The organism is Citrobacter sp. FP75 (assembly GCF_018342065.1).
In the GTDB taxonomy this organism is placed as follows: domain Bacteria; phylum Pseudomonadota; class Gammaproteobacteria; order Enterobacterales; family Enterobacteriaceae; genus Citrobacter.
This window is the reverse complement of sequence record NZ_JAFDOE010000004.1, coordinates 56,177-77,451: the sequence shown is the minus strand read 5'-3', so window position 1 is coordinate 77,451 and position 21,275 is coordinate 56,177. Positions and strand designations below refer to the sequence as shown.

General features: G+C 53.9%; 18 protein-coding genes. 5 read left to right on the top strand and 13 right to left on the bottom strand.

Features of this window, described 5'->3' with window-relative positions:
* Positions 1-5 precede the first annotated feature (5 nt).
* Positions 6-2,093 (top strand): 4-alpha-glucanotransferase, encoded by a 2,088-nt coding sequence (gene malQ, locus JQ822_RS14970; protein ID WP_213134143.1) that lies wholly within the window; start codon positions 6-8, stop codon positions 2,091-2,093.
* Positions 2,094-2,138: 45 nt separating this feature from the next.
* On the opposite strand, the gene gntT is transcribed toward malQ, so the two are convergent.
* The 3 genes from gntT to gntX form a co-directional block, all read right to left on the bottom strand.
* A complete protein-coding gene (gene gntT / locus JQ822_RS14965) occupies positions 2,139-3,455 on the bottom strand; it encodes a gluconate transporter (protein WP_045448464.1) in 1,317 nt (438 codons plus the stop codon).
* A gap of 315 nt (positions 3,456-3,770) precedes the next feature.
* The gene (nfuA, locus tag JQ822_RS14960) at positions 3,771-4,346 is read right to left on the bottom strand and encodes a Fe-S biogenesis protein NfuA (protein WP_045448462.1); all 576 of its coding nucleotides are present in this window, start codon (positions 4,344-4,346) and stop codon (positions 3,771-3,773) included.
* Between the two features lie 58 nt (positions 4,347-4,404).
* Positions 4,405-5,088 carry a DNA utilization protein GntX gene (gene gntX / locus JQ822_RS14955; RefSeq protein ID WP_213134142.1) on the bottom strand — a complete coding sequence of 228 codons (684 nt, stop codon included), beginning with the start codon at positions 5,086-5,088 and terminating at the stop codon, positions 4,405-4,407.
* 37 nt (positions 5,089-5,125) lie between these two features.
* Between gntX and bioH the strand changes: the two genes are divergently transcribed.
* Positions 5,126-5,896 carry a pimeloyl-ACP methyl ester esterase BioH gene (bioH, locus tag JQ822_RS14950; protein ID WP_213134141.1) on the top strand — a complete coding sequence of 257 codons (771 nt, stop codon included), beginning with the start codon at positions 5,126-5,128 and terminating at the stop codon, positions 5,894-5,896.
* Between the two features lie 44 nt (positions 5,897-5,940).
* On the opposite strand, the gene JQ822_RS14945 is transcribed toward bioH, so the two are convergent.
* The 6 genes from JQ822_RS14945 to greB all read right to left on the bottom strand — a co-directional run bounded on the left by JQ822_RS14945 (position 5,941) and on the right by greB (position 13,163).
* Positions 5,941-6,891: an Rpn family recombination-promoting nuclease/putative transposase gene (locus JQ822_RS14945; protein ID WP_213134140.1), complete on the bottom strand. Its 951-nt coding sequence runs from the start codon at positions 6,889-6,891 to the stop codon at positions 5,941-5,943.
* A 182-nt stretch (positions 6,892-7,073) separates the two neighbouring features.
* Positions 7,074-7,310: a [Fe-S]-dependent transcriptional repressor FeoC gene (gene feoC / locus JQ822_RS14940; RefSeq protein ID WP_213134139.1), complete on the bottom strand. Its 237-nt coding sequence runs from the start codon at positions 7,308-7,310 to the stop codon at positions 7,074-7,076.
* Positions 7,311-7,321: 11 nt separating this feature from the next.
* Positions 7,322-9,640, bottom strand: coding sequence for a Fe(2+) transporter permease subunit FeoB (feoB, locus tag JQ822_RS14935; protein WP_213134138.1), 2,319 nt, complete (start codon positions 9,638-9,640; stop codon positions 7,322-7,324).
* 18 nt (positions 9,641-9,658) lie between these two features.
* The gene (feoA, locus tag JQ822_RS14930) at positions 9,659-9,886 is read right to left on the bottom strand and encodes a ferrous iron transporter A (RefSeq protein WP_045448450.1); all 228 of its coding nucleotides are present in this window, start codon (positions 9,884-9,886) and stop codon (positions 9,659-9,661) included.
* Between the two features lie 373 nt (positions 9,887-10,259).
* On the bottom strand, positions 10,260-12,593 hold the full coding sequence (locus JQ822_RS14925) for a Tex family protein (protein WP_213134137.1): 2,334 nt from the start codon (positions 12,591-12,593) through the stop codon (positions 10,260-10,262).
* Positions 12,594-12,689: 96 nt separating this feature from the next.
* Positions 12,690-13,163 carry a transcription elongation factor GreB gene (gene greB / locus JQ822_RS14920; protein ID WP_005121627.1) on the bottom strand — a complete coding sequence of 158 codons (474 nt, stop codon included), beginning with the start codon at positions 13,161-13,163 and terminating at the stop codon, positions 12,690-12,692.
* Between the two features lie 226 nt (positions 13,164-13,389).
* Between greB and ompR the strand changes: the two genes are divergently transcribed.
* Together ompR and envZ are read left to right on the top strand one after the other, a co-directional pair.
* On the top strand, positions 13,390-14,109 hold the full coding sequence (ompR, locus tag JQ822_RS14915; protein ID WP_001157751.1) for an osmolarity response regulator transcription factor OmpR: 720 nt from the start codon (positions 13,390-13,392) through the stop codon (positions 14,107-14,109).
* Entirely contained in the window at positions 14,106-15,458 is a 1,353-nt protein-coding gene (envZ, locus tag JQ822_RS14910; protein WP_213134136.1) for a two-component system sensor histidine kinase EnvZ, read from the top strand. The genes ompR and envZ overlap by 4 nt, the downstream gene beginning before the upstream one ends.
* Positions 15,459-15,516: 58 nt before the next feature.
* Here envZ and pckA read toward each other — a convergent pair whose 3' ends face one another.
* The gene (pckA, locus tag JQ822_RS14905) at positions 15,517-17,139 is read right to left on the bottom strand and encodes a phosphoenolpyruvate carboxykinase (ATP) (RefSeq protein WP_213134135.1); all 1,623 of its coding nucleotides are present in this window, start codon (positions 17,137-17,139) and stop codon (positions 15,517-15,519) included.
* Positions 17,140-17,517: 378 nt separating this feature from the next.
* On the opposite strand from pckA, the gene JQ822_RS14900 reads away from it, so the two are divergent.
* Entirely contained in the window at positions 17,518-19,236 is a 1,719-nt protein-coding gene (locus JQ822_RS14900; RefSeq protein ID WP_213134134.1) for a DUF4153 domain-containing protein, read from the top strand.
* A 46-nt stretch (positions 19,237-19,282) separates the two neighbouring features.
* Here the strand turns inward: JQ822_RS14900 and hslO are convergent, their stop codons facing one another.
* Genes hslO through yrfG form a run of 3 tightly spaced genes read right to left on the bottom strand, consistent with a single transcriptional unit; the run spans position 19,283 to position 21,266 of the window.
* Positions 19,283-20,161: an Hsp33 family molecular chaperone HslO gene (hslO, locus tag JQ822_RS14895; RefSeq protein ID WP_213134133.1), complete on the bottom strand. Its 879-nt coding sequence runs from the start codon at positions 20,159-20,161 to the stop codon at positions 19,283-19,285.
* Between the two features lie 24 nt (positions 20,162-20,185).
* On the bottom strand, positions 20,186-20,587 hold the full coding sequence (gene hslR, locus JQ822_RS14890) for a ribosome-associated heat shock protein Hsp15 (protein WP_213134132.1): 402 nt from the start codon (positions 20,585-20,587) through the stop codon (positions 20,186-20,188).
* 10 nt (positions 20,588-20,597) lie between these two features.
* The gene (gene yrfG, locus JQ822_RS14885; RefSeq protein WP_213134131.1) at positions 20,598-21,266 is read right to left on the bottom strand and encodes a GMP/IMP nucleotidase; all 669 of its coding nucleotides are present in this window, start codon (positions 21,264-21,266) and stop codon (positions 20,598-20,600) included.
* Positions 21,267-21,275: the final 9 nt, after the last annotated feature.

Below are 21,275 nucleotides of genomic sequence, written 5' to 3'. Positions count from 1 at the left end.
TCGCGATGGAAAGCAAACGTCTGGATAATGCCGCGCTGGCGGCGGGGATCAGCCCCAATTACATTAATGCCCACGGTAAACCGCAGTCTATTGGTGCCGAAACCAAGCGGCGTTTGCTTGATGCCATGCATCGCACCACCGCCGCCACTCAGGTGGCGGTGACCCCGGTGCCGAACGTCATGGTCTATACCGCGGGCAAAAAAATGCCGCTGGCGGTTGAAGGCAGCGGCGAGTTTACCTGGCTGCTGACTACCGAAGAGGGTGTACAGCACAAAGGGCACGCCACTGGCGGTAAATCTTTTCACCTGCCGGCGAAGCTGCCGGAGGGGTATCACACGCTTACCCTGACCCAGGGCGAGCTGCGTACGCATTGCCGAATTATCGTCGCGCCGAAACGCTGCTATGAACCTCAGGCTCTGCTGACCGGGCAGAAACTGTGGGGTGCCTGCGTTCAGCTCTACACTCTTCGTTCAGAAAAAAACTGGGGGATTGGTGACTTTGGCGATCTGAAGGCGATGCTGCCGGAAGTCGCCAAACGCGGCGGCGCGTTTATCGGCCTCAACCCGATTCATGCGCTATATCCGGCGAACCCGGAGAGCGCCAGCCCGTACAGCCCATCTTCACGCCGCTGGCTGAACGTGATTTATATTGATGTAAACGCAGTAGAAGATTTCCATCTGAGTAAAGAGGCGCAGGTCTGGTGGCAGAAACCCGCGACGCAGCAAGTTCTGCAACGCGCGCGGGATGGTGAGTGGGTTGATTATTCTGCCGTTACCACACTGAAGATGACCGCACTCCGTATGGCCTGGAAAAGCTTTTCTGCCCGTGATGATGAGCAGATGGCAGCATTCCGCCAGTTTGTGGCTCAGGAAGGCGACAGCCTGTACTGGCAGGCGGCGTTTGACGCGCTGCATGCGCACCAGGTGAAAGAAGATACATTACGTTGGGGCTGGCCGGTGTGGCCGAAAGCCTTCCAGTCTGTGGACTCGCCGGCAGTGAAACAGTTCTGCGCAGAGCATCGTGATGATGTGGATTTCTATCTGTGGCTGCAGTGGCTGGCGTATACCCAGTTTGCTGACTGCTGGAAAACCAGTCAGGGCTTTGCGATGCCGATTGGACTGTATCGCGACCTGGCGGTTGGCGTGGCCGAAGGTGGGGCAGAAACCTGGTGCGACCGTGAACTGTATTGCCTGAAAGCGTCCGTTGGCGCACCGCCGGATATCCTTGGCCCTCTCGGTCAGAACTGGGGGCTGCCGCCGATGGATCCGCATATCATTACGGCACGCGCTTACGAACCGTTTATCGAGCTGCTGCGCGCCAATATGCAGAACTGCGGCGCGCTACGTATCGACCACGTGATGTCGATGCTACGTCTGTGGTGGATCCCCTACGGTGAAACTGCCGATCACGGTGCCTACGTGCATTATCCTGTTGACGATCTGCTTTCTATTCTGGCGCTGGAAAGTAAACGTCATCACTGCATGGTGATTGGTGAAGATCTGGGCACCGTGCCCGTGGAGATCGTCAGCAAGCTGCGCGACAGTGGCGTGTATTCCTACAAAGTGCTCTATTTTGAGAATGATCATGAGAAGAACTTCCGCGCGCCGCAGGCGTACCCGGAACAGTCAATGGCAGTCGCGGCGACGCATGACCTTCCTACGCTTAAAGGCTATTGGGACAGCGGCGACCTGACGCTCGGCAAAACTCTGGGCCTGTACCCGGACGAAGTTGTACTGCGCGGCTTATATCAGGACCGCGAGCTGGCGAAGCAGGGGCTGCTGAATGCACTGCATCAATACGGCTGTCTGCCGAAACGTGCCGGACACAAGGCGTCGCTGATGTCGATGACGCCGATCCTTAACCGTGGGATGCAGCGCTACATTGCCGACAGCAACAGCGCGCTGCTGGGCCTGCAGCCGGAAGACTGGCTGGATATGGCGGAACCGGTCAACATTCCGGGCACCAACAACCAGTACAAAAACTGGCGACGTAAGCTGACGACCACACTTGAGAAGATGTTTGCTGATGACGGGGTGAACAAGCTGATTAAGGATCTGGATAAACGTAGAAGGGCCGTTGTGAAGAAGAAATAAAGATATCAGGCCGGGTAGGCGCTAGCGCCACCCGGCTTTTTTACATCAGATTGCCATATTTAACAGCAGACACCCTACCAGGCCGCATACTGAAATAATGGTTTCCAGCATTGACCATGACTTGATGGTTTCGCCGATGGTCAGGTTGAAGTATTCCTTGAACAGCCAGAAGCCTGGATCGTTCACGTGGGAGAAGATGACGGAACCGGAGCCTACCGCAATAACCATCAGCTCAGGGCTAACACCTGTTGTCGCAATCAGCGGAGCCACAATCCCACCTGCGGTGATGGCCGCCACGGTGGCAGAACCCAGCGCGATACGCAGCACGGCGGCAATTGACCATGCCATCAGCAGCGGAGAGACGTTGGTTTCGTGCATCATAGAGGCGATGTATTTGTCTACGCCGCTATCCACCAGTACCTGTTTGAACGCACCGCCACCGCCGATAATCAGCAGCATCATCGCGATGATTTTGATTGAGGAAACCAGCGTGTCGTTAATCTGATCCATCGAACGCCCACGGTTCAGACCAAACGTGAACATTGCAATCAGAACGGCAATAAGCGTTGCCATGACCGGGTCGCCGAGGAATTCTGCAACCGGCAGGAAGGCATGCCCTTTCGGCAAGATCATCTCTGCGATAGCGCGCATCGCCATCAGCACCACTGGAACCAGGGAGGTCCAGACGCTGACGCCAAAGCCCGGCATCTCTTCTTCTGTGAAGGTTTTCGCGCTGTACAGACCTTCCGGGATTGGCTTATCGATACCCTTCAGGAAACGTGCATACACCGGACCGGCGAGAATGACGGTTGGGATCGCCAGAATCGTACCAAACAGCAGGGTTTTACCCATATCTGCGTGGAAAATGGTAGCGATTGCGGTTGGACCCGGGTGCGGCGGTAAGAAGCCGTGAGTAACAGACAGCGCAGCGGCCATCGGCACACCCACATACAGCAGTGGGATGTTCGCGGCGGCAGCGATGGTGAATACCAGCGGCAGCATCAGCACGAAGCCCACTTCGTAGAACAGCGCAAAGCCCACAGTGAAACCGGTTAATACCACAGCCCACTGGATGTGCTTTTTGCCAAATTTAGCAATCAGCGTGGTGGCAATACGTTGCGCACCGCCGCAGTCAGCCAGCATTTTGCCCAGCATGGCGCCAAAGCCCATAATCAGGGCGAGGCTGCCAAGGGTTCCGCCGACGCCGGCTTTAATAGAACCGATGACTTTATCCAGTGGCATCCCTTGCATCAATCCGACAGCAAGCGCCACCAGGACGAGAGCGATGAAACCGTTCATTTTGAAACGGATCATCAGGAGGAGTAACAAGATTACACCGATAGCAACGATGACTAATGGCATGATTTACCTGGCCTTTACTTTGTTATGGGTAACGTCAGTGTTTAGATGACAAATTCCGCTTGTCCCGACCGGGAACAGAGTTATTAGGGCACCAATGCTGATTGCCTGCAAAACTAGTTTGTTTAGCTGGCTGTTATGGGGGTTCCTGGTGCTTGCGTGAATGATACGGGTAACATGTGGTGATTGAAAATCACCTGGGCAGGCAAAATTTAAATTATGAGAGGCAGGTCAAATTATAAAGGGGATGTTGCAGGGTACGTGCGGGGGAATGTCGACCCGGTGAACAAAATGCCACCGGGTAAATACAAACGGGGCTTAGTAGTAAGAGTGCTCGCCGCGCTGGTGTTCGGTTAAATCGCGAACGCCTTTCAGTTCCGGAAATTCACCCAGCAGCTGTTTCTCGATGCCTTCTTTCAGCGTGACATCGACCATTGAACAGCCGTTACAGCCGCCGCCAAACTGCAGAATAGCGTAGCCTTCATCGGTGATTTCCATCAGGGTGACACGACCACCGTGACCGGCCAGCTGCGGGTTAATCTGCGACTGCAGCATGTATTCCACGCGTTCCATCAGCGGTGCATCATCAGACACTTTACGCATTTTCGCGTTAGGTGCTTTCAGCGTTAGTTGGGAGCCTAACTGGTCGGTAACGAAATCGATTTCTGCATCTTCCAGGTACGGTGCACTCAGTTCATCAACATACGCGGTCAACAGGGAAAATTTGATGGCGGTGTCGGTTGCTTCCACGGCGTCCGGCGGGCAATAAGAAACGCCGCATTCAGCGTTAGGCGTGCCGGGATTAATCACAAATACGCGGATTTGTGTCCCTTCTTCCTGATTTGCCAGCAGTTTGGCAAAGTGCGCTTGTGCAGCATCGGAAATATGGATCATAGTAATGGCCTAATAGTTGACTATTTTACTTGGTTATAATACGCCCATCATCGAGGCTCTACAAGGTTCGACACAGGCACCATACCTGGACAGTCGCCGCGCCGTTGCGTAAAAGCAGCTGCGCGATTTCCGCGACGGTACTTCCGGTAGTGACGACATCATCCACAACAACCATATGGAGTCCCTGTACCGGCAATTCAAGGCGAAACGCATTTTTCAGGTTGCGTTTGCGTAATCGGGCGCTGAGATGGTGCTGTGTGGCGGTGGGTCGAATCCGCGTGATGGCCCGGCCGTCCCAGTCGCAGCCCAGCCAGTGCGCCAACGGGCGACACAGTAAGTCACTTTGGTTAAACCCTCTGCGCCAATGGCGGCGTTGCCAGAGTGGGACGCTGATGAGCCTGTCCGGTAAAGGAAGTCCACTGGTACGGCGAGCCTGCAATACATCCAGCAACAGCAGGCGCGAGAGTGCAGTGGCTATTTCACTGCGCCGGGAAAACTTGAGCTGGTGGATAAGCCCACTCAGCGGCGGAGCGTAGTCGCTGACCGTGACCAGCCGCTGCCACGGCGGCGGTTTTTGCAGGCAGCGTCCGCAGGGAATGTTGGGGTGGGCCGCGGGCAGCCCGCACTGAGGGCACAGGCAGACATGATGGCGTGTTGCCCGCGTGCAAACAGAACAGATCCCCCAATGCCCGAGCATTAACGGCATTCGGCATAGCCAGCACAATCCTGGTACTGTTAGCATAGGTTCATCCTTGTTGGTCAAAAGAGAACAGTAACTGATGAATGACATCTGGTGGCAGACCCGTGGTTCGGGAAATTGCCATCTTGTGCTGCTGCACGGATGGGGATTGAATGCGGAAGTCTGGCATTGCATAAGTGAGGAACTTAGCTCGCATTTCACGCTGCACCTGGTCGATTTACCGGGATTTGGGCGCAGCCAGGGATTTGGCGCGATGTCGCTGGAAGAAATGGCGGCGCACGTTTTGCAGCAGGCCCCCGAGAACGCGGTTTGGCTGGGCTGGAGCCTGGGCGGACTGGTGGCGAGTCAGGTGGCGTTAACGGCTCCTGAGCGCGTTCAGGCACTGGTTACCGTCGCATCTTCGCCGTGCTTTAGTGCTCGCGATGAGTGGCCGGGTATTAAACCTGAAGTGCTGGCAGGCTTCCAGCAGCAACTGAGTGACGATTTCCAGCGGACGGTGGAACGTTTCCTGGCACTGCAAACCATGGGTACGGAAACGGCGCGTCAGGATGCGCGAGCGTTGAAGAAAACGGTACTGGCATTACCCATGCCGGAAGTCGAGGTGCTCAATGGCGGGCTGGAGATCCTGAAAACGGTCGATCTGCGTGAACCACTCTGCGCACTGAACATGCCGTTTCTGCGGTTGTACGGTTATCTCGATGGTTTGGTCCCGCGTAAAGTGGTGCCGATGCTGGATGAACTGTGGCCGCAGAGTGAATCGTTGGTATTTGCCAAAGCGGCACATGCGCCGTTTATCTCGCATCCTGCTGAGTTCTGTGCAGCGTTGGTGGCGTTAAAGCATCAGATATAGCGCGGTTGACTTGCCCGGTGACGCGTGGCGATCCGGGCCTGGAGTCAATGACCTTTAGTCGCCAGGTCTTCAGGTATAAGTCCGGTAATTCTGAGGATTGTTAGTCTGTCGATACCATCTGCCTGCATGGTTGTCGCGATGCGCAAAGCCTCCTCTCGCTTACCTTGCCGCAGACCCGTTTGTAGTCCAGTTTGCAATCCCTCTTGCAATCCCTCTTGTAACCCTTTCATATGACCTTCCTGACGTAATCTTTCGGCGATCGTCATCAATCTTTCCTTTTGTTGGGGTAAACGTTCGGTGACTTGATGAATAAACTCGCTAAAACGAGCCGAGTCACCCGCCTGCATCAGGTAATTAAACAGCGCTTTCAACTGGTTGTCATTAGCATGTCCTTTAACTAACAGGATGACCAGTTTCTCCACTAGCCCCATTAAATCTCGTTTGCGGATATGTTTTTGGATCAGTTCCAGCAATGCCATACGGCGATGCTGCATGATCTCGTCATCCGGTATTACCGTGACATCGACCAGCGGAAACGCCGTGGCATAAAGTTGTCTGGCGACCTTCGGGTCTTCAAACTCGTCCAGCCAACACAGTGAGTAGGGATAAGGACTGGCTGTACCGTGGTAAAAAAGCAGGGGTATCACCAGCGGCAGCTTCTTGTGACCTGCATCTAAATGACGCTGCATTACTGCAATGGCATAGCGTATAAGACGAAACGCCATATGGGCATCAGCAGTGCTCTGATGTTCAATAATGGTGTAAATATAGCCATCGCCTTCGCGGGTTTTAAGCGACCACAACACATCGGAATAGTACGCGCGCAAATCGTCTTCAATAAAACTGCCTGATTCCAGTTGCAGTGTTTCCAGGTCGCAAAGCGTGCGTAAAGATTCTGGAAGATGGAGTTGAAGAAAGTCGCGTGCGGTAGCCGGGTGGTTCAGAAACGTTTTGAATATCGCGTCATGCGGTGTAGCGGTAGTGTCAGTATTCATGGCGGTCCGTCACCTGAGGAACAAGAAGACGAGACTTTACTGGCAAGCTGGGAGGGAAGCATCCCGGTATTGCTAACAATGCGTAAAGGACAGGAAGATAAATCAGCGTTGCTGAAACAGTGACATTTTTGCGGAATCTGGTACGCAAAATGCCGGATAGCACTACGCCATCCGGCATCAGGTTAACGCAAAGTCCACCACTCACGCAGGCAGGCTTTGCCTTCCGGGCAACTTTTGCAGCTTCCGGAAAGACATCCGTCGGGATCTTCCTGAATACGCACGGCTCTACCCATCTTTTCTAACTGATTCAGCATGGCGTCAATCATCGGCTGCGGGGTGTGCAGCGTATGGCTGATTTGCGTCGCCTCCATGCGCCCCCGCAGAGCCAGTAAATCACGAACCTGAATAAGCGATGCCATCGTTTAAAGTCCTAGTGGCAATCGCCAGTGCTGCTGGCACAACAGGAACTTGCCGTTTTGTGGGTCGCCAGCAGTTCAATATCCACCCGACTACGGGCACGGCGCAGCATTCCCAGCAACACGATGTTAAACAGGATGACGGCCAAAATGCACACCAGACTGTAGGTCGGGTGTTCTTTGTAGCTGACGGTCTGGTAAAACAGCGTTGACAGCGAGTAGGCGATGTTCAGGCCCCACAGAACGGAGAAGCCCATCCAGCCACGGCTGGATTCACGTGCGATAGCCCCCATTACTGAAATGCACGGTACATACAGCAGCACAAAAATCAGGTAGCTGTACGCGGCGGCAGCGCTGCCGAATTTCGCGCCCATCACGCCCATTGCGCCGGTTGCCATCTCACCGTCGCCTTTGCTGGCTTCGATAGGGTTAGCCAGAACGCTCAGGCTGAAGGTGTCTTTCAGGCTCTGCCAGGTTTCATCTACTGCACCGAGCAGCTCGTCGCCGAGGTGGAAATCTGCCGGGTTGAACTCTTCTTCCTGAATGTTTTCAGCGGTATAGAGAGTGTTCAGTGTACCGACCACCACTTCTTTCGCCATCGCGCCGGTGAACAGACCCACGGTGGCCTGCCAGTTATCTTCGTGTACGCCAATCGGTTTAAACACCGGAGTAATGACGCGGCTGACGGAGGCCAGGGCTGAGTCGTTAATGTTATCGACGATTTTTCCGCTCAGGGAGAAACTGTTAAACGCGCTGAGGAAAATACTGACGATGATGATGACTTTACCGGCACGCAGGACAAAGCCTTTCAGGCGCTGCCAGGTCTGAATGACCAGACTTTTAACGTGCGGCACGTGGTAAACCGGCAGTTCCATCACGAACGGTGTGGCTTCGCCACGCATGATGGTGTGCTTGAGCATCAGACCGGTAAGTACCGCCATGACGATACCCAGTATGTACAGAGAGAAGACCGCCAGTGCGCCGTTCTGGCCAAAGAACGCTGCGGCAAACACGGCAAAAATTGCCAGACGTGCACCGCAGGACATAAACGGTGCCATCATGATGGTCATCAGACGTTCACGCGGGGCGTCGAGGGTACGTGCGCCCATTACCGACGGGACGTTACAGCCAAAGCCGACAATCAGCGGCACAAACGATTTGCCCGGCAGTCCCAGCGCCTGCATCAGACGGTCCATCACAAACGCGGCACGCGCCATATAGCCGGAGTCTTCGAGGAACGAGAGGAACAGGTACATCATGCCGATTTGCGGCACCAGCGGCAGCACGGTGTTAATCCCGCCGCCAAGGCCCTGCGCCAGGAAAATAGTTAACCAGTCCGGGAAGTGTAGGGTGTAGCCAATCCACTGAATACCATGGATAAAGAGCGCGACAGAGCCAACGTCAAACAGTGGCTGCAGCGCGCCACCGATGTTAATAGCGAGCAGGAACATCAGGTACATCACGAACAGAAAAACCGGCAGACCGAGGAAGCGATTAAGGACGACCTTATCGACTGCGGTGGTGAAGCGGCTTGGCTCTGCGGTAAGGGTATTACTGACGGTATCGCAAATGGCGGCAATGCACTGGTAACGCGCATCGGCAATATGCAGCGCCGGATCGTCCATTGTTTCATTCAGACGAGTCAGCGCAGCATCCAGATTTTGCGCCGCATCACCCGCATAGGCGCGGCTGTAGATATCGCCTTCCAGCATCTGCAGACCGAGCCAGCGACGCTGTTTCAGCGGCATCTCTTTGGCCATCGCGTCTGCCAGAGACTCGGCTTCACGCAGCAGCGGCTGGGCATAATGTACCAGCTCGACGGTGTCGTTTTCTTTGTAGCGATCGATTGCCAGCTTCAGTGCTTCAATTCCGCGTCCACGGGTCGAGACCAGCGGTACCACCGGGCAGCCAAGACGGGCGGAAAGGGCGTCGATCTCAATACGGACCTGCTGCTTCTCAGCAATGTCCAACATGTTCAGGGCGACGATGCAGGGGATGCCCAGCTCAAGCAGCTGCAGCGTCAGATAGAGGTTGCGCTCGAGGTTTGAGGCATCGACCACGTTGATCAGCAGGTCAGCGTCGCCGCTCAAAATATAGTGACAGGCAATCTGCTCATCGAGAGATGTCTGCGATGAGATTGTCGTCAGGGAATAGGTGCCGGGTAAATCGACCAGCGTGACCTGATGGTCCGTCGTCGAGAAATGACCCTCTTTACGCTCGACGGTAACGCCAGCCCAGTTGCCCACACGCTGACGCGCGCCGGTAAGCTGGTTGAATAAAGTTGTCTTGCCGGAATTAGGATTACCAATTAAACCAATGGTTAGTTTTTTCATTTTTATAGACTCACTGTATTAACAGGAAACCGCTTCCACTTCTAATAACGCCAGATCTTTTTTCCGCAGCACCAGGCTTACTCGGCGTGTTTCAATATGGATAGGATCGCCGAGCGGGGCGACGCGAACCACGTTGAAGGAGGAGCCGGGTAGCATGCCGAGCGATAAAAGCTTCTGACGGTACGCCGGGCTGATTTCACGAGAAAAACCGGTAATTTTCCACGCAGTGTCTGGAGTGAATTGCATAGGGACCTACTTATATCTCGCTAACTGGATGATTACCTCATGGGGCGACAAGGCGGCATGAGACCAGATGATTAGCCAACGAAGGAAAGAGTAAATAATCAACAAAACAATGATAATGAGAATGGTTTCTATCATCAATACATTAAATGTGACGGAATGTAGGATTGGATAATAATTTGAGTCAATATTGATATGGCTCAACATTTATTCAGGTCTGACGCGAATGATTCGCGGAGGGAATTATTGGCTATTTTAATGTTTAATTAAGGTTTCATCTGTTAATAAAGTGATAAATATATTGCAATGGAAAGCGGTAAATAGAGTAAATATGCCGGACAGGGTATTTACACCGCCATCCGGCACAATATTCACACTATCGCTTTTTACCCATTGCCGCCGCCAGCGCATCCATCATCGCGCTGTTACCGGCTGACTGCGCTTCACGACCTCGAGGTTTTGCGGCTTTTGGAGCCGGGCGGTTACCCTGCGCGCGCTCGTTACTGCCACCGCCACGACGGGCATTGGTTTCACCCGGCTGCTCGTCCAGACGCATGGTCAGGGCGATACGCTTACGCGGCAGATCAACTTCCAGCACTTTCACCTTCACGATGTCGCCCGCTTTCACCACGGTGTGTGGATCTTCGACGAACTTGTTCGACAACGAGGAGATATGCACCAGACCGTCCTGATGAACGCCGATATCAACAAACGCGCCGAAGTTGGTGACGTTGGTGACTGCGCCTTCCAGAATCATACCCGGCAGCAGATCGTTCATGGTTTCTACGCCATCAGCAAACTGTGCGGTTTTAAATTCAGGACGCGGGTCGCGACCCGGTTTTTCCAGCTCTTTGATGATGTCGGTGACGGTCGGCACCCCGAAGCGCTCGTCGGTAAAATCGGCGGCTTTCAGATTGCGCAATTCGGTGCTGTTGCCCATCAGGTCACGCAGCGACTGCTCGGTGGCGGCCAGAATACGTTCCACAATCGGATAGGCTTCCGGGTGAACCGTTGAGGCATCCAGCGGGTTATCGCCGTGGTTGATGCGCAGGAAGCCCGCGCACTGCTCAAAGGCTTTAGGCCCCAGGCGGCTGACTTTTAACAACTGCTGGCGGTTCTGGAACTGGCCGTTCTCATCGCGCCAGGCGACGATGTTCTGTGCCATCATGCGGGTCAAACCGGCTACGCGGGTCAGCAGAGGAACGGAAGCGGTATTCAGATCAACGCCGACGGCGTTTACGCAGTCTTCCACCACCGCATCCAGCTTACGGGCGAGCTGGGTCTGGCTTACGTCGTGCTGATACTGGCCGACACCGATCGATTTCGGGTCGATTTTCACCAGTTCGGCCAGCGGGTCCTGCAGACGACGGGCAATAGAGACCGCGCCGCGCAGGGAAACGTCGAGGTCCGGGAACTCCAGCGCTGCCAGCTCGGAGGCGGAGTACACCGACGCTCCGGCTTCGCTAACGATCACTTTTTGTGCGGTAACTTTCGGGAACTGCTTCTGCACGTCGAGGAAGAACCGCTCGGTTTCACGCGATGCAGTACCGTTGCCAATCGCCACCAGTTCAACGTTGTATTTTTCGCACAGCGCGGCAACCGCAACGGCGGCTTTGGCTGCCTGTCCGGTATGCGGATAAATGGTGTCGGTAGCGACCAGCTTGCCGGTACCGTCAACAACCGCGACCTTCACGCCGGTACGCAGACCCGGATCGAGACCCATGGTGGCACGCAGGCCGGCCGGGGCCGCCATCAGCAGGTCGTGCAGGTTGCGGGCAAAGACGTTAATGGCTTCGTCTTCGGCTCGTTCACGCACGGTGCCCATCAGTTCGGTTTCGAGGTGCATCAGCACCTTAATGCGCCATGTCCAGCTGACAACGCCTTTACGCCAGCTGTCGGCTGGCGCGTTGTTCAGGCGCAGACCCAGATGATCGCGGATTATCTGCTCGCCATGACTCTCTTTTGGCGGCTCATCGAACTGTGGATCGGCATTCAGAGAAAGCTGCAGCACGCCTTCGTTACGCCCGCGAAACATTGCCAGCGCACGGTGAGAAGGAACGGTGGAGATCGGCTCATGGTGATCGAAGTAATCGCGGAATTTTGCGCCTTCCTCTTCTTTCCCGCTTACCACGGCGGAGACCAGGTGGGCATTTTTCCACAGGTAGTCACGCACTTTTGCCAGCAGCGCGGCGTCTTCGGCAAAACGCTCCATCAGAATATAGCGCGCGCCGTCGAGAGCGGCTTTGGTATCTGCCACGCCGTTTTCGACATTGAGATATTTTGCGGCTTCGGTTTCCGGGTCGTGGGAGGGGTCATTCCACAGCAGATCTGCCAGAGGCTCAAGGCCTGCTTCAATGGCGATTTGCCCACGGGTACGGCGTTTAGGTTTGTACGGTAGGTAGAGGTCTTCGAGTTCGGTCTTACTTAACGTGCCGTTGATCGCTTTTGCCAGATCGTCGGTCAGTTTGCCTTGCTCGCCGATAGATTTGAGGATCGCCTGACGGCGGTCTTCCAGTTCCCGCAGATATCCCAGACGGGTCTCCAGATTACGCAGCTGCGTGTCATCCAGACCGCCAGTGATTTCCTTACGATAACGTGCGATAAACGGCACGGTGTTCCCTTCATCAAGCAGGCGAACGGCAGCTTCTACCTGTTCAGCACGAGCCTGAATTTCACCTGCGATAATGCGGCAGAAAGAATCATTCATCATGGATAGCTTCGTCTTTAGGATAAAAATCAGGGGATAGTTATACGGATTGACTGGCAAAAATGCCAGTCATCAGCAGGGGCTTCGGATTGTTCCGTCTTATTTAACGTACTCAATTTCGTTTACATACCAACTTGCTTCGCCAGCAGGGGTGTTCACCACCGCGAGATCGCCGACCTCTTTTTTCAGCAAGGCGCGCGCCATCGGCGAGTCGATAGAGATGTAATCCTTACGGCCAAAGATTTCATCGTAGCCGACAATGCGAAATTTGCGGATGTCGCCATCGTCATTTTCAATCTCGACCCATGCACCAAAGAACACTTTGCCTTCCTGTTGCGGGGAGTAATCGACTATTTTCAGATTCTCCATGCATTTGGTCAAATAACGGACACGCCTGTCGATCTCACGCAGGCGCTTTTTATTATACTGGTAGTCGGCATTTTCGCTGCGGTCGCCCAGGCTTGCGGCCCAGGTAACCTTCTTGGTGACTTCCGGGCGCTCTTCACGCCAGAGATAATTCAGCTCTTGTTTGAGTTTTTCATACCCTTCACGGGTTATCAGGGGCGTTTTCATCTTATTGTTTTACCTTGGTTCTGTGATGATGCGCACAATTAGTATTACGTGAGCATATCAACAGAATAAATAATGTATTGCGAGAAACATTGTATACTTAAGCTGCTGTTTAATATGCTTTGTAACAATTTAGCCTGGAATTCATACCAGAATTTGCTGGTTACTCAGGTGAGCTTTCTTAAGAATACACACTTACAATTGTTGCGAACCTTTGGGAGTAATAACAATGCAAGAGAACTATAAGATTCTGGTGGTCGATGACGACATGCGCTTGCGCGCGCTTCTGGAACGTTATCTGACCGAGCAGGGCTTCCAGGTTCGAAGCGTCGCAAACGCTGAGCAGATGGATCGTCTGCTGACCCGTGAATCCTTCCACCTTATGGTACTGGATTTAATGCTGCCAGGTGAAGATGGTCTGTCGATTTGCCGTCGCCTGCGTAGCCAGAGTAACCCGATGCCGATCATTATGGTGACGGCGAAGGGGGAAGAGGTTGACCGTATTGTCGGGCTGGAAATCGGCGCTGACGACTACATCCCGAAACCGTTTAACCCACGTGAACTGCTGGCGCGTATTCGTGCCGTACTACGTCGTCAGGCGAATGAACTGCCGGGTGCGCCTTCTCAGGAAGAAGCGGTTATTGCTTTCGGTAAGTTTAAGCTGAACCTCGGCACCCGCGAGATGTTCCGTGAAGATGAGCCTATGCCGCTGACCAGCGGTGAATTTGCGGTACTGAAAGCGCTGGTCAGTCACCCGCGTGAGCCGCTGTCTCGCGATAAGCTGATGAACCTGGCCCGTGGTCGCGAGTACTCCGCGATGGAACGTTCCATTGACGTGCAGATTTCCCGTCTGCGCCGTATGGTGGAAGAAGATCCTGCACATCCGCGCTACATTCAGACCGTATGGGGTCTGGGCTACGTCTTTGTCCCGGACGGTTCTAAAGCATGAGGCGAATGCGCTTCTCACCACGAAGTTCGTTTGCTCGCACGTTATTGCTCATCGTCACCTTGCTGTTCGCCAGCCTGGTGACGACTTATCTGGTGGTGCTGAACTTCGCGATCCTGCCGAGCCTCCAGCAGTTTAATAAGGTCCTGGCCTACGAAGTCCGTATGCTGATGACTGATAAACTGCAACTGGAGGACGGTACGCAACTGGTGGTGCCTCCCGCATTCCGCCGGGAAATTTACCGTGAGCTGGGTATTTCCCTCTATTCCAACGAAGCCGCTGAAGAAGCGGGGTTACGTTGGGCGCAACACTATGAATTCTTAAGCCATCAGATGGCGCAGCAGCTGGGTGGCCCCACGGAAGTGCGTGTGGAGGTCAACAAAAGCTCGCCGGTCGTGTGGCTGAAAACCTGGCTGTCTCCGAACATCTGGGTTCGCGTTCCTCTCACTGAAATTCATCAGGGCGATTTCTCGCCGCTGTTCCGCTATACGCTGGCGATTATGCTGCTGGCTATCGGTGGGGCGTGGCTGTTTATCCGTATCCAGAACCGACCATTGGTGGATCTGGAACACGCGGCGTTGCAGGTGGGTAAAGGCATTATTCCGCCGCCGCTGCGCGAATATGGCGCCTCTGAGGTGCGCTCGGTGACCCGCGCCTTCAACCATATGGCGGCAGGCGTGAAGCAACTGGCTGATGACCGAACGCTGCTGATGGCCGGAGTGAGTCACGATTTACGTACGCCGCTGACGCGTATTCGTCTGGCGACCGAAATGATGGGCGAAGAGGACGGTTATCTCGCGGAGTCCATCAATAAGGACATCGAAGAGTGTAATGCCATTATTGAGCAGTTTATCGACTACCTGCGTACCGGTCAGGAAATGCCAATGGAGATGGCGGATCTGAACTCGGTGTTAGGCGAAGTGGTCGCGGCAGAAAGCGGTTATGAACGTGAGATTGACACCGCGCTGCGGCCTGGCCTCATTCAGGTGAAGATGCATCCGCTGTCGATCAAACGTGCGGTCGCCAATATGGTGGTTAACGCTGCCCGTTACGGTAATGGCTGGATTAAGGTCAGTAGCGGCACAGAACCACATCGCGCCTGGTTCCAGGTCGAGGATGATGGTCCGGGCATCAAGCCGGAGCAGCGTAAGCACCTGTTCCAGCCGTTTGTTCGCGGCGACAGCGCCCGCAGTACCAGCGGTACTGGTCTGGGTCTGGCGATCGTGCAGCGTATCATCGATAACCATAACGGTATGCTGGAAATCGGTACCAGCGAGCGCGGTGGGCTGTCGATCCGTGCCTGGCTTCCGGTTCCCGTCTCCCGTATACCGGGAACAACTAAAGACGCATAAAAAGGGAGGCGAAATGCCTCCCTTTTTGTTACTTCACTGCCGGATTCGGCAATGTTCGTTACAGCTTCGGACCGGCGCTGACTAACGCGGCGCCCGCTGGGGTATCGGTATACTTCTCGAAGTTCTCGATAAACAGTTTTGCCAGCGCATTGGCTTTTTCCTGCCACTGTTCCGGTGACGCGTAGGTATTACGCGGATCGAGAATACGCGTGTCCACGCCCGGCAGTTCGGTCGGGATAGCCAGGTCAAACATCGGCAGACGGAACGTTTCTGCGTTGTCCAGAGAACCGTTCAGGATGGCGTCGATAATGGCGCGCGTATCTTTAATGGAGATACGTTTGCCGGTACCGTTCCAGCCGGTATTAACCAGATAGGCCTGTGCGCCAGCAGCCTGCATGCGTTTCACCAGCACTTCTGCATACTGCGTCGGGTGCAGCGACAGGAAGGCTGCGCCGAAGCAGGCAGAGAACGTCGGGGTCGGTTCAGTCACGCCGCGTTCAGTCCCGGCCAGTTTGGCGGTAAAGCCAGACAGGAAGTGGTACTGAGTTTGATCTGCCGTCAAACGAGATACCGGCGGCAGAACGCCAAAGGCATCGGCGGTCAGGAAGATAACCTTCGTTGCATGGCCCGCTTTTGACACCGGCTTAACGATATTATCGATGTGATAAATCGGATAGGAAACGCGGGTGTTCTCGGTTTTGGAACCGTCATCGAAATCGATGGTACCGTCTTCACGCACGGTAACGTTTTCCAGCAGCGCGTCACGGCGAATCGCGTTGTAGATTTCCGGCTCTGCGTCTTTAGACAGCTTGATAGTCTTCGCGTAGCAGCCGCCTTCGAAGTTGAACACACCATCGTCGTCCCAGCCGTGCTCATCATCGCCAATCAGGCGACGTTTCGGGTCGGTAGACAGCGTGGTTTTACCGGTGCCGGACAGGCCAAAGAAGACTGCCACGTCGCCTTTTTCACCGACGTTTGCCGAGCAGTGCATGGAGGCAATGCCTTTCAGCGGCAGCAGGTAGTTCATGACGGAGAACATCCCTTTTTTCATTTCGCCGCCGTACCATGTCCCGCCAATTAACTGAATGCGTTCAGTCAGGTTGAAAGCGACAAAGTTCTCAGAGTTGAGTCCCTGTTCTTTCCACTGTGGGTTGGTGCATTTTGCACCGTTCATCACGATGAAATCAGGTTTAAAATCAACCAGTTCTTCATCGCTCGGACGGATGAACATATTTTTGACGAAATGTGCCTGCCAGGCGACTTCGGTAATAAAGCGTACAGAAAGACGGGTGTCGGCGTTCGCGCCGCAGAATGCATCAACAATAAACAGGCGTTTGCCTGAGAGTTGCTGGGTGACTAATCCTTTCAGGTGCTGCCAGGTTTCCTGGGAGAGCGGTTTGTTGTCGTTCTTACCTTTACCTTTGTCGGACCACCAGAGCGTATCTCGCGTGGTGTCGTCGCGGACAATGTACTTATCCTTTGGCGAACGCCCGGTAAAGATACCGGTATCAACAGCAACGGCGCCCAGATTCGTTAATACGCCACGCTCGTAACCTTCCAGGTTTGGATCAAGTTCTTCCTGATACAGCAGATCGTAGCTTGGATTGTAAACGATATCCTGAACGTCATTGATACCATAAGCCTTGAGATCTTGCGGGGTTAAACTGTTGTTCACACGCATTTCACTGCTCCTTAGCCAATATGTATTACCTGGAATAGTAAGGTTTTTTAGGGATTGCTAACCGCGACAAGGCTCATAGATTTACGCATCCGGCAAAATCACAGATAACTGAATACGCTGCGACTCCTGTCACAAAGAGGCAGATATTATGGCAGGAAACCCTTTTTTGTTGTGGAAAATGTTCTTAAAACGTTAATGGAGAGTATATTTGGCGGGAATATTGTGAGTGTAATCGCATTCATGTAGGAAAATAACGTAACTCAAACATTCACAATATCGATTCACTTCGCGTAGTCGTTGTCTGAAAACGGCCTGCGGATGATCATAATTGTGAGGTTGGTGCGATAATTACATTTTCTCTTCATTCTGGATAACGACATGGATAGTGTTGAACTTTCGCGTACCACTCGCTGGGGCATGATATTTATCGGCCTGTTACAGGGGGTATTGTGCTACCTGCTGATGACATATCTTGTTCCCCATAACAATTATTGGCTGTTTTACGGTATGCCCGTTACGATTGCGATTTCTTCGGCGCTTCTGCTTACCGTCGTCTCTTTTAAACAGCGGGCGCTGTGGTACTGGATGGCGCTGATCTTCTGTGTTGTGCTGGCGATGAGCGTCTGGTTGAAATGGAATGTGGCGGATAGCGATAAGTGGCGACAGCAGAGCGTCTTTTTTGTCTTCGGTTGGCGTTTACTGTTGATGGCGATGCTGGCGTTGCCCTGGATCCAGTACTCGCTTCACGCACGTACCGACCAGGCGCGCTACCCGCAGTTTTATACACAATTGTGGCTTAACGTGCTGACGTTGCTGATTGTGTTCATTTCCAATGGTTTGTTCTGGATGGTGCTCCTGCTGTGGAGCGAGATGTTTAAGCTCGTTAACATTACCTTCTTTGAAACGCTGTTCTTTGATACCGACTGGTTTGCCTACATCGCGTTGGGCCTGATTACCGCGCTGGCGGTGGTGCTGGCGCGCACGCAATCGCGTTTAGTCGCGGCGGTGCAAAAACTACTGACGCTGATCGCCACCGGTTTGCTGCCTCTGGTCGCGCTGTTAGCGCTGATGTTCATTGTTACATTGCCTTTCACCGGGCTGGAAGCCATCTCACAGCGGGTTTCCGCTGCGGGGTTGATGTCAACGCTGACGCTTCTTCTCCTGTTGCTAATGGCTATTGTGCGTGAGCCACAAAAAAACGCATTACCTTATCCCGGCGCGCTACGCTGTCTGATTAAAACCTCACTCCTGGTTGCCCCTGTTTATATGCTGATTGCCGGGTGGGCGGTGTCGGTGCGGATTCATCAGTACGGCTGGACGCCAGATCGCTTGTATGGTGCGTTGGTGGTCTGTGTGCTGCTGGTCTGGTCATTTGGCTATCTGGCGAGCATTTTACGTCGTCGATGTAACCCGCTTGAGATTCAGGGGAAGGTCGTTCTTGGCGTTTCGTTACTGGCGTTGGTGTTGCTGGTTTTGCTGACGTCGCCGGTGATTGATGCATGGCGTATTAGCGTCAATAGCCATATGGGGCGTTATTACAGCGGGAAAATTAAGCCGGATCAGGTCAGTCTGTACATGCTGAGCAATAGCGGAAAACCGGGACGTGCTGCGCTGGAAGCGTTACAAAAAGACGCGGCGTTCAACAAAGATAGCAAGCGCAAACGCGACTTAGACGCCATTCTACGCGGGAATCGTGATCCGATTAAGGAACTGACCGCGACGCAACTGGCACCGGTAGTGATGATTGCTCCGGGTAGCAAGAAACCCGATGACGCATTCTGGCGGTTTGTAAAACAACAAAGTTACCGCATTACTTCCTGTGTTGAGCAGGACGCATGCGTACTTGTTGATCAGGACCTGAATGCTGATGGTAAACCTGAGCAGGTGCTGTATGCCTTTGGTGATGGAGAGAGCCTGATCTTTGGCATAAAGGAGAGCCAATGGTCATTGCTTGGCGCAACCCAGCTACCAGAAGGATTCAACAAGGAAAAACTTCTGCAGGCGGTGGCTAACCGTACGCTGACTTCAGCCCCCAGAATCTGGCGTGATATCACCGTCAACGGCGAACGGCTAGAGGTTAACTACTACGCTGAGTAAGAGCAGGAATAGGTCGCCCGGCAGAATAGACTGCCGGGCGAAGAACTTAATGCACTTGTGGGTCTGCTGGGGACGCGTTGTTGCGGATTTCTGCGATATCCATCGCATTAAACAGGTAGTGGCTCGAGCAGTAATCGCAATGCATATCGATCTCGCCTTCTTCCGCCAGAATGCTGTCAACTTCTTCGTCTGGCAGGGTTTTTAGCGCATCAGCACAGCGTTCACGCGAACAGGTGCATTTGAACACCACGTCCTGCGGATCGTACAGCGTCACCTCTTCTTCGTGATACAAACGCCACAGCACATCATTCGCCGGCAGCGTCAGCAGCTCTTCGGCTTTGATGGTTTCCGTCAGCGTAGCGAGATGGGTGAAATCATCGGCCTGGGCGTCCTGTGCCGGCATCACCTGTAACAGCATACCGCCAGCGGCTGGTTTGCCATCGACGTCGCCAGTGCGGATAAACAGACGTGTCGGCAGCTGTTCTGAACGCAGGAAGTAATCTTCCAGGCAGGCGGCCAGCGTGTCACCTTCCAGACCGACCACGCCCTGATAGCGTTCGCCTTCTTCCGGTGTAATGGTGATCACCAGATAGCCGTTACCGACCAGCGTTTTCAGATCTGCATCTTCAGGGATATCACCCTGAATGCGCGCGACACCGCGCATCTGTTGCTTATTGTTGCCGTTAATCACCGCCAGGCTCAGCGGGCCATCGCCCTGAAGCTGTACGGTGATATCACCGGCAAACTTTAGCGTGGCGGTCAGTAGACTGGTGGCAACCAGCAATTCGGCCAGCACGGTTTTGACCGGCTGTGGGTAAGTATGGTTTTCGAGGATCTGTTGCAGGGTTTCTGAAACGGTTACCAGCTCGCCGCGCACGGCAAAGTTTTCAAACAGATAACGATGTAATTGGTCATGTTGCGGCATAATCATCTCTCTTGCGGGTGACAGTTATTCACTGTCGCCGTGTTTAAATCGTAACAGGTCGCGGCGCTCTTTTTTGTCCGGTCGCCTGTCCGGGTGCGGCATGGTCAACGCGTTAAGTTTACGCGCCAGTGCTATTTTTTCGCGTTTTTCGACGCTTTGCGCCGTTTCTTCGTACAGCGCAACGGCTTCCGTTGCCGGGCGACGCTGTTCGGTAACGGCCTTAATAATCACCGTTCGCTCGTCATTTCCCTGGCGCAGGGTAAGGGTGGCATTCAGCTCGACAATCTTGCTCGGCTTACTGCGCTGCCCGTTGTAATGCACCTTACCGCCTTCAACCATGTCGCGGGCTATCGCACGCGTTTTATAAAAGCGCGCAGCCCATAGCCATTTATCCAGCCTGACTTCAACAGGGGGCTTCTCTTTCATGGTATTTCCTTCACATTAGTGAGGGGATCAGACGGCGGTAGTCATTCAGTGACGGATGGCGTGCATACTGTTTTTCCGCAATACCTGAATCGGGATTGGTCACGCCGAGGCAGTAACGAATGCCGAATTGAGCAGCGGCGTCGAGAATGGGTTCGCTGTCGTCAATAAACAGCGTTTTCTCAGCACTCATTCCCGTTTCTTCAGCTACAGCGTGCCATAACCGCTGATCCTCTTTGGGATAACCAAATGTGTGGGTGGAAAGTAATAAATCAAGGTGTGAGGCCAGACCGGTATGCTCCAGCTTCACTGCCAGGTTATGTGGATGCGCGTTGGTGAGCAAAATACGGCGTTTGCCGCTGGCTTTGAGGGCATCAAGAAACGGTACGGTATCTTCACGCAAAACGGCGCGTGGTCCCTGTTCCGTCGTCATGGCGCAAATATCCAGACCCAGGCATTCGCTCCAGTAATCCAGGCAGTACCAGTTTAGCGTATGTTGCACGGCGTGATATTGCTGACGTATATAGGTCTGGGCTTCCTGGGGAGAGATACCCTGCTGCGCGCCGTAGGTTTCCGGCACCAGTTTTTGCCAGAAATAATTATCGAATGCCAGATCGAGCAGCGTACCGTCCATATCCAGCAAAACGGTATCAATATTTTGCCAGGCGATATTGAGATGCATAAGAACTCC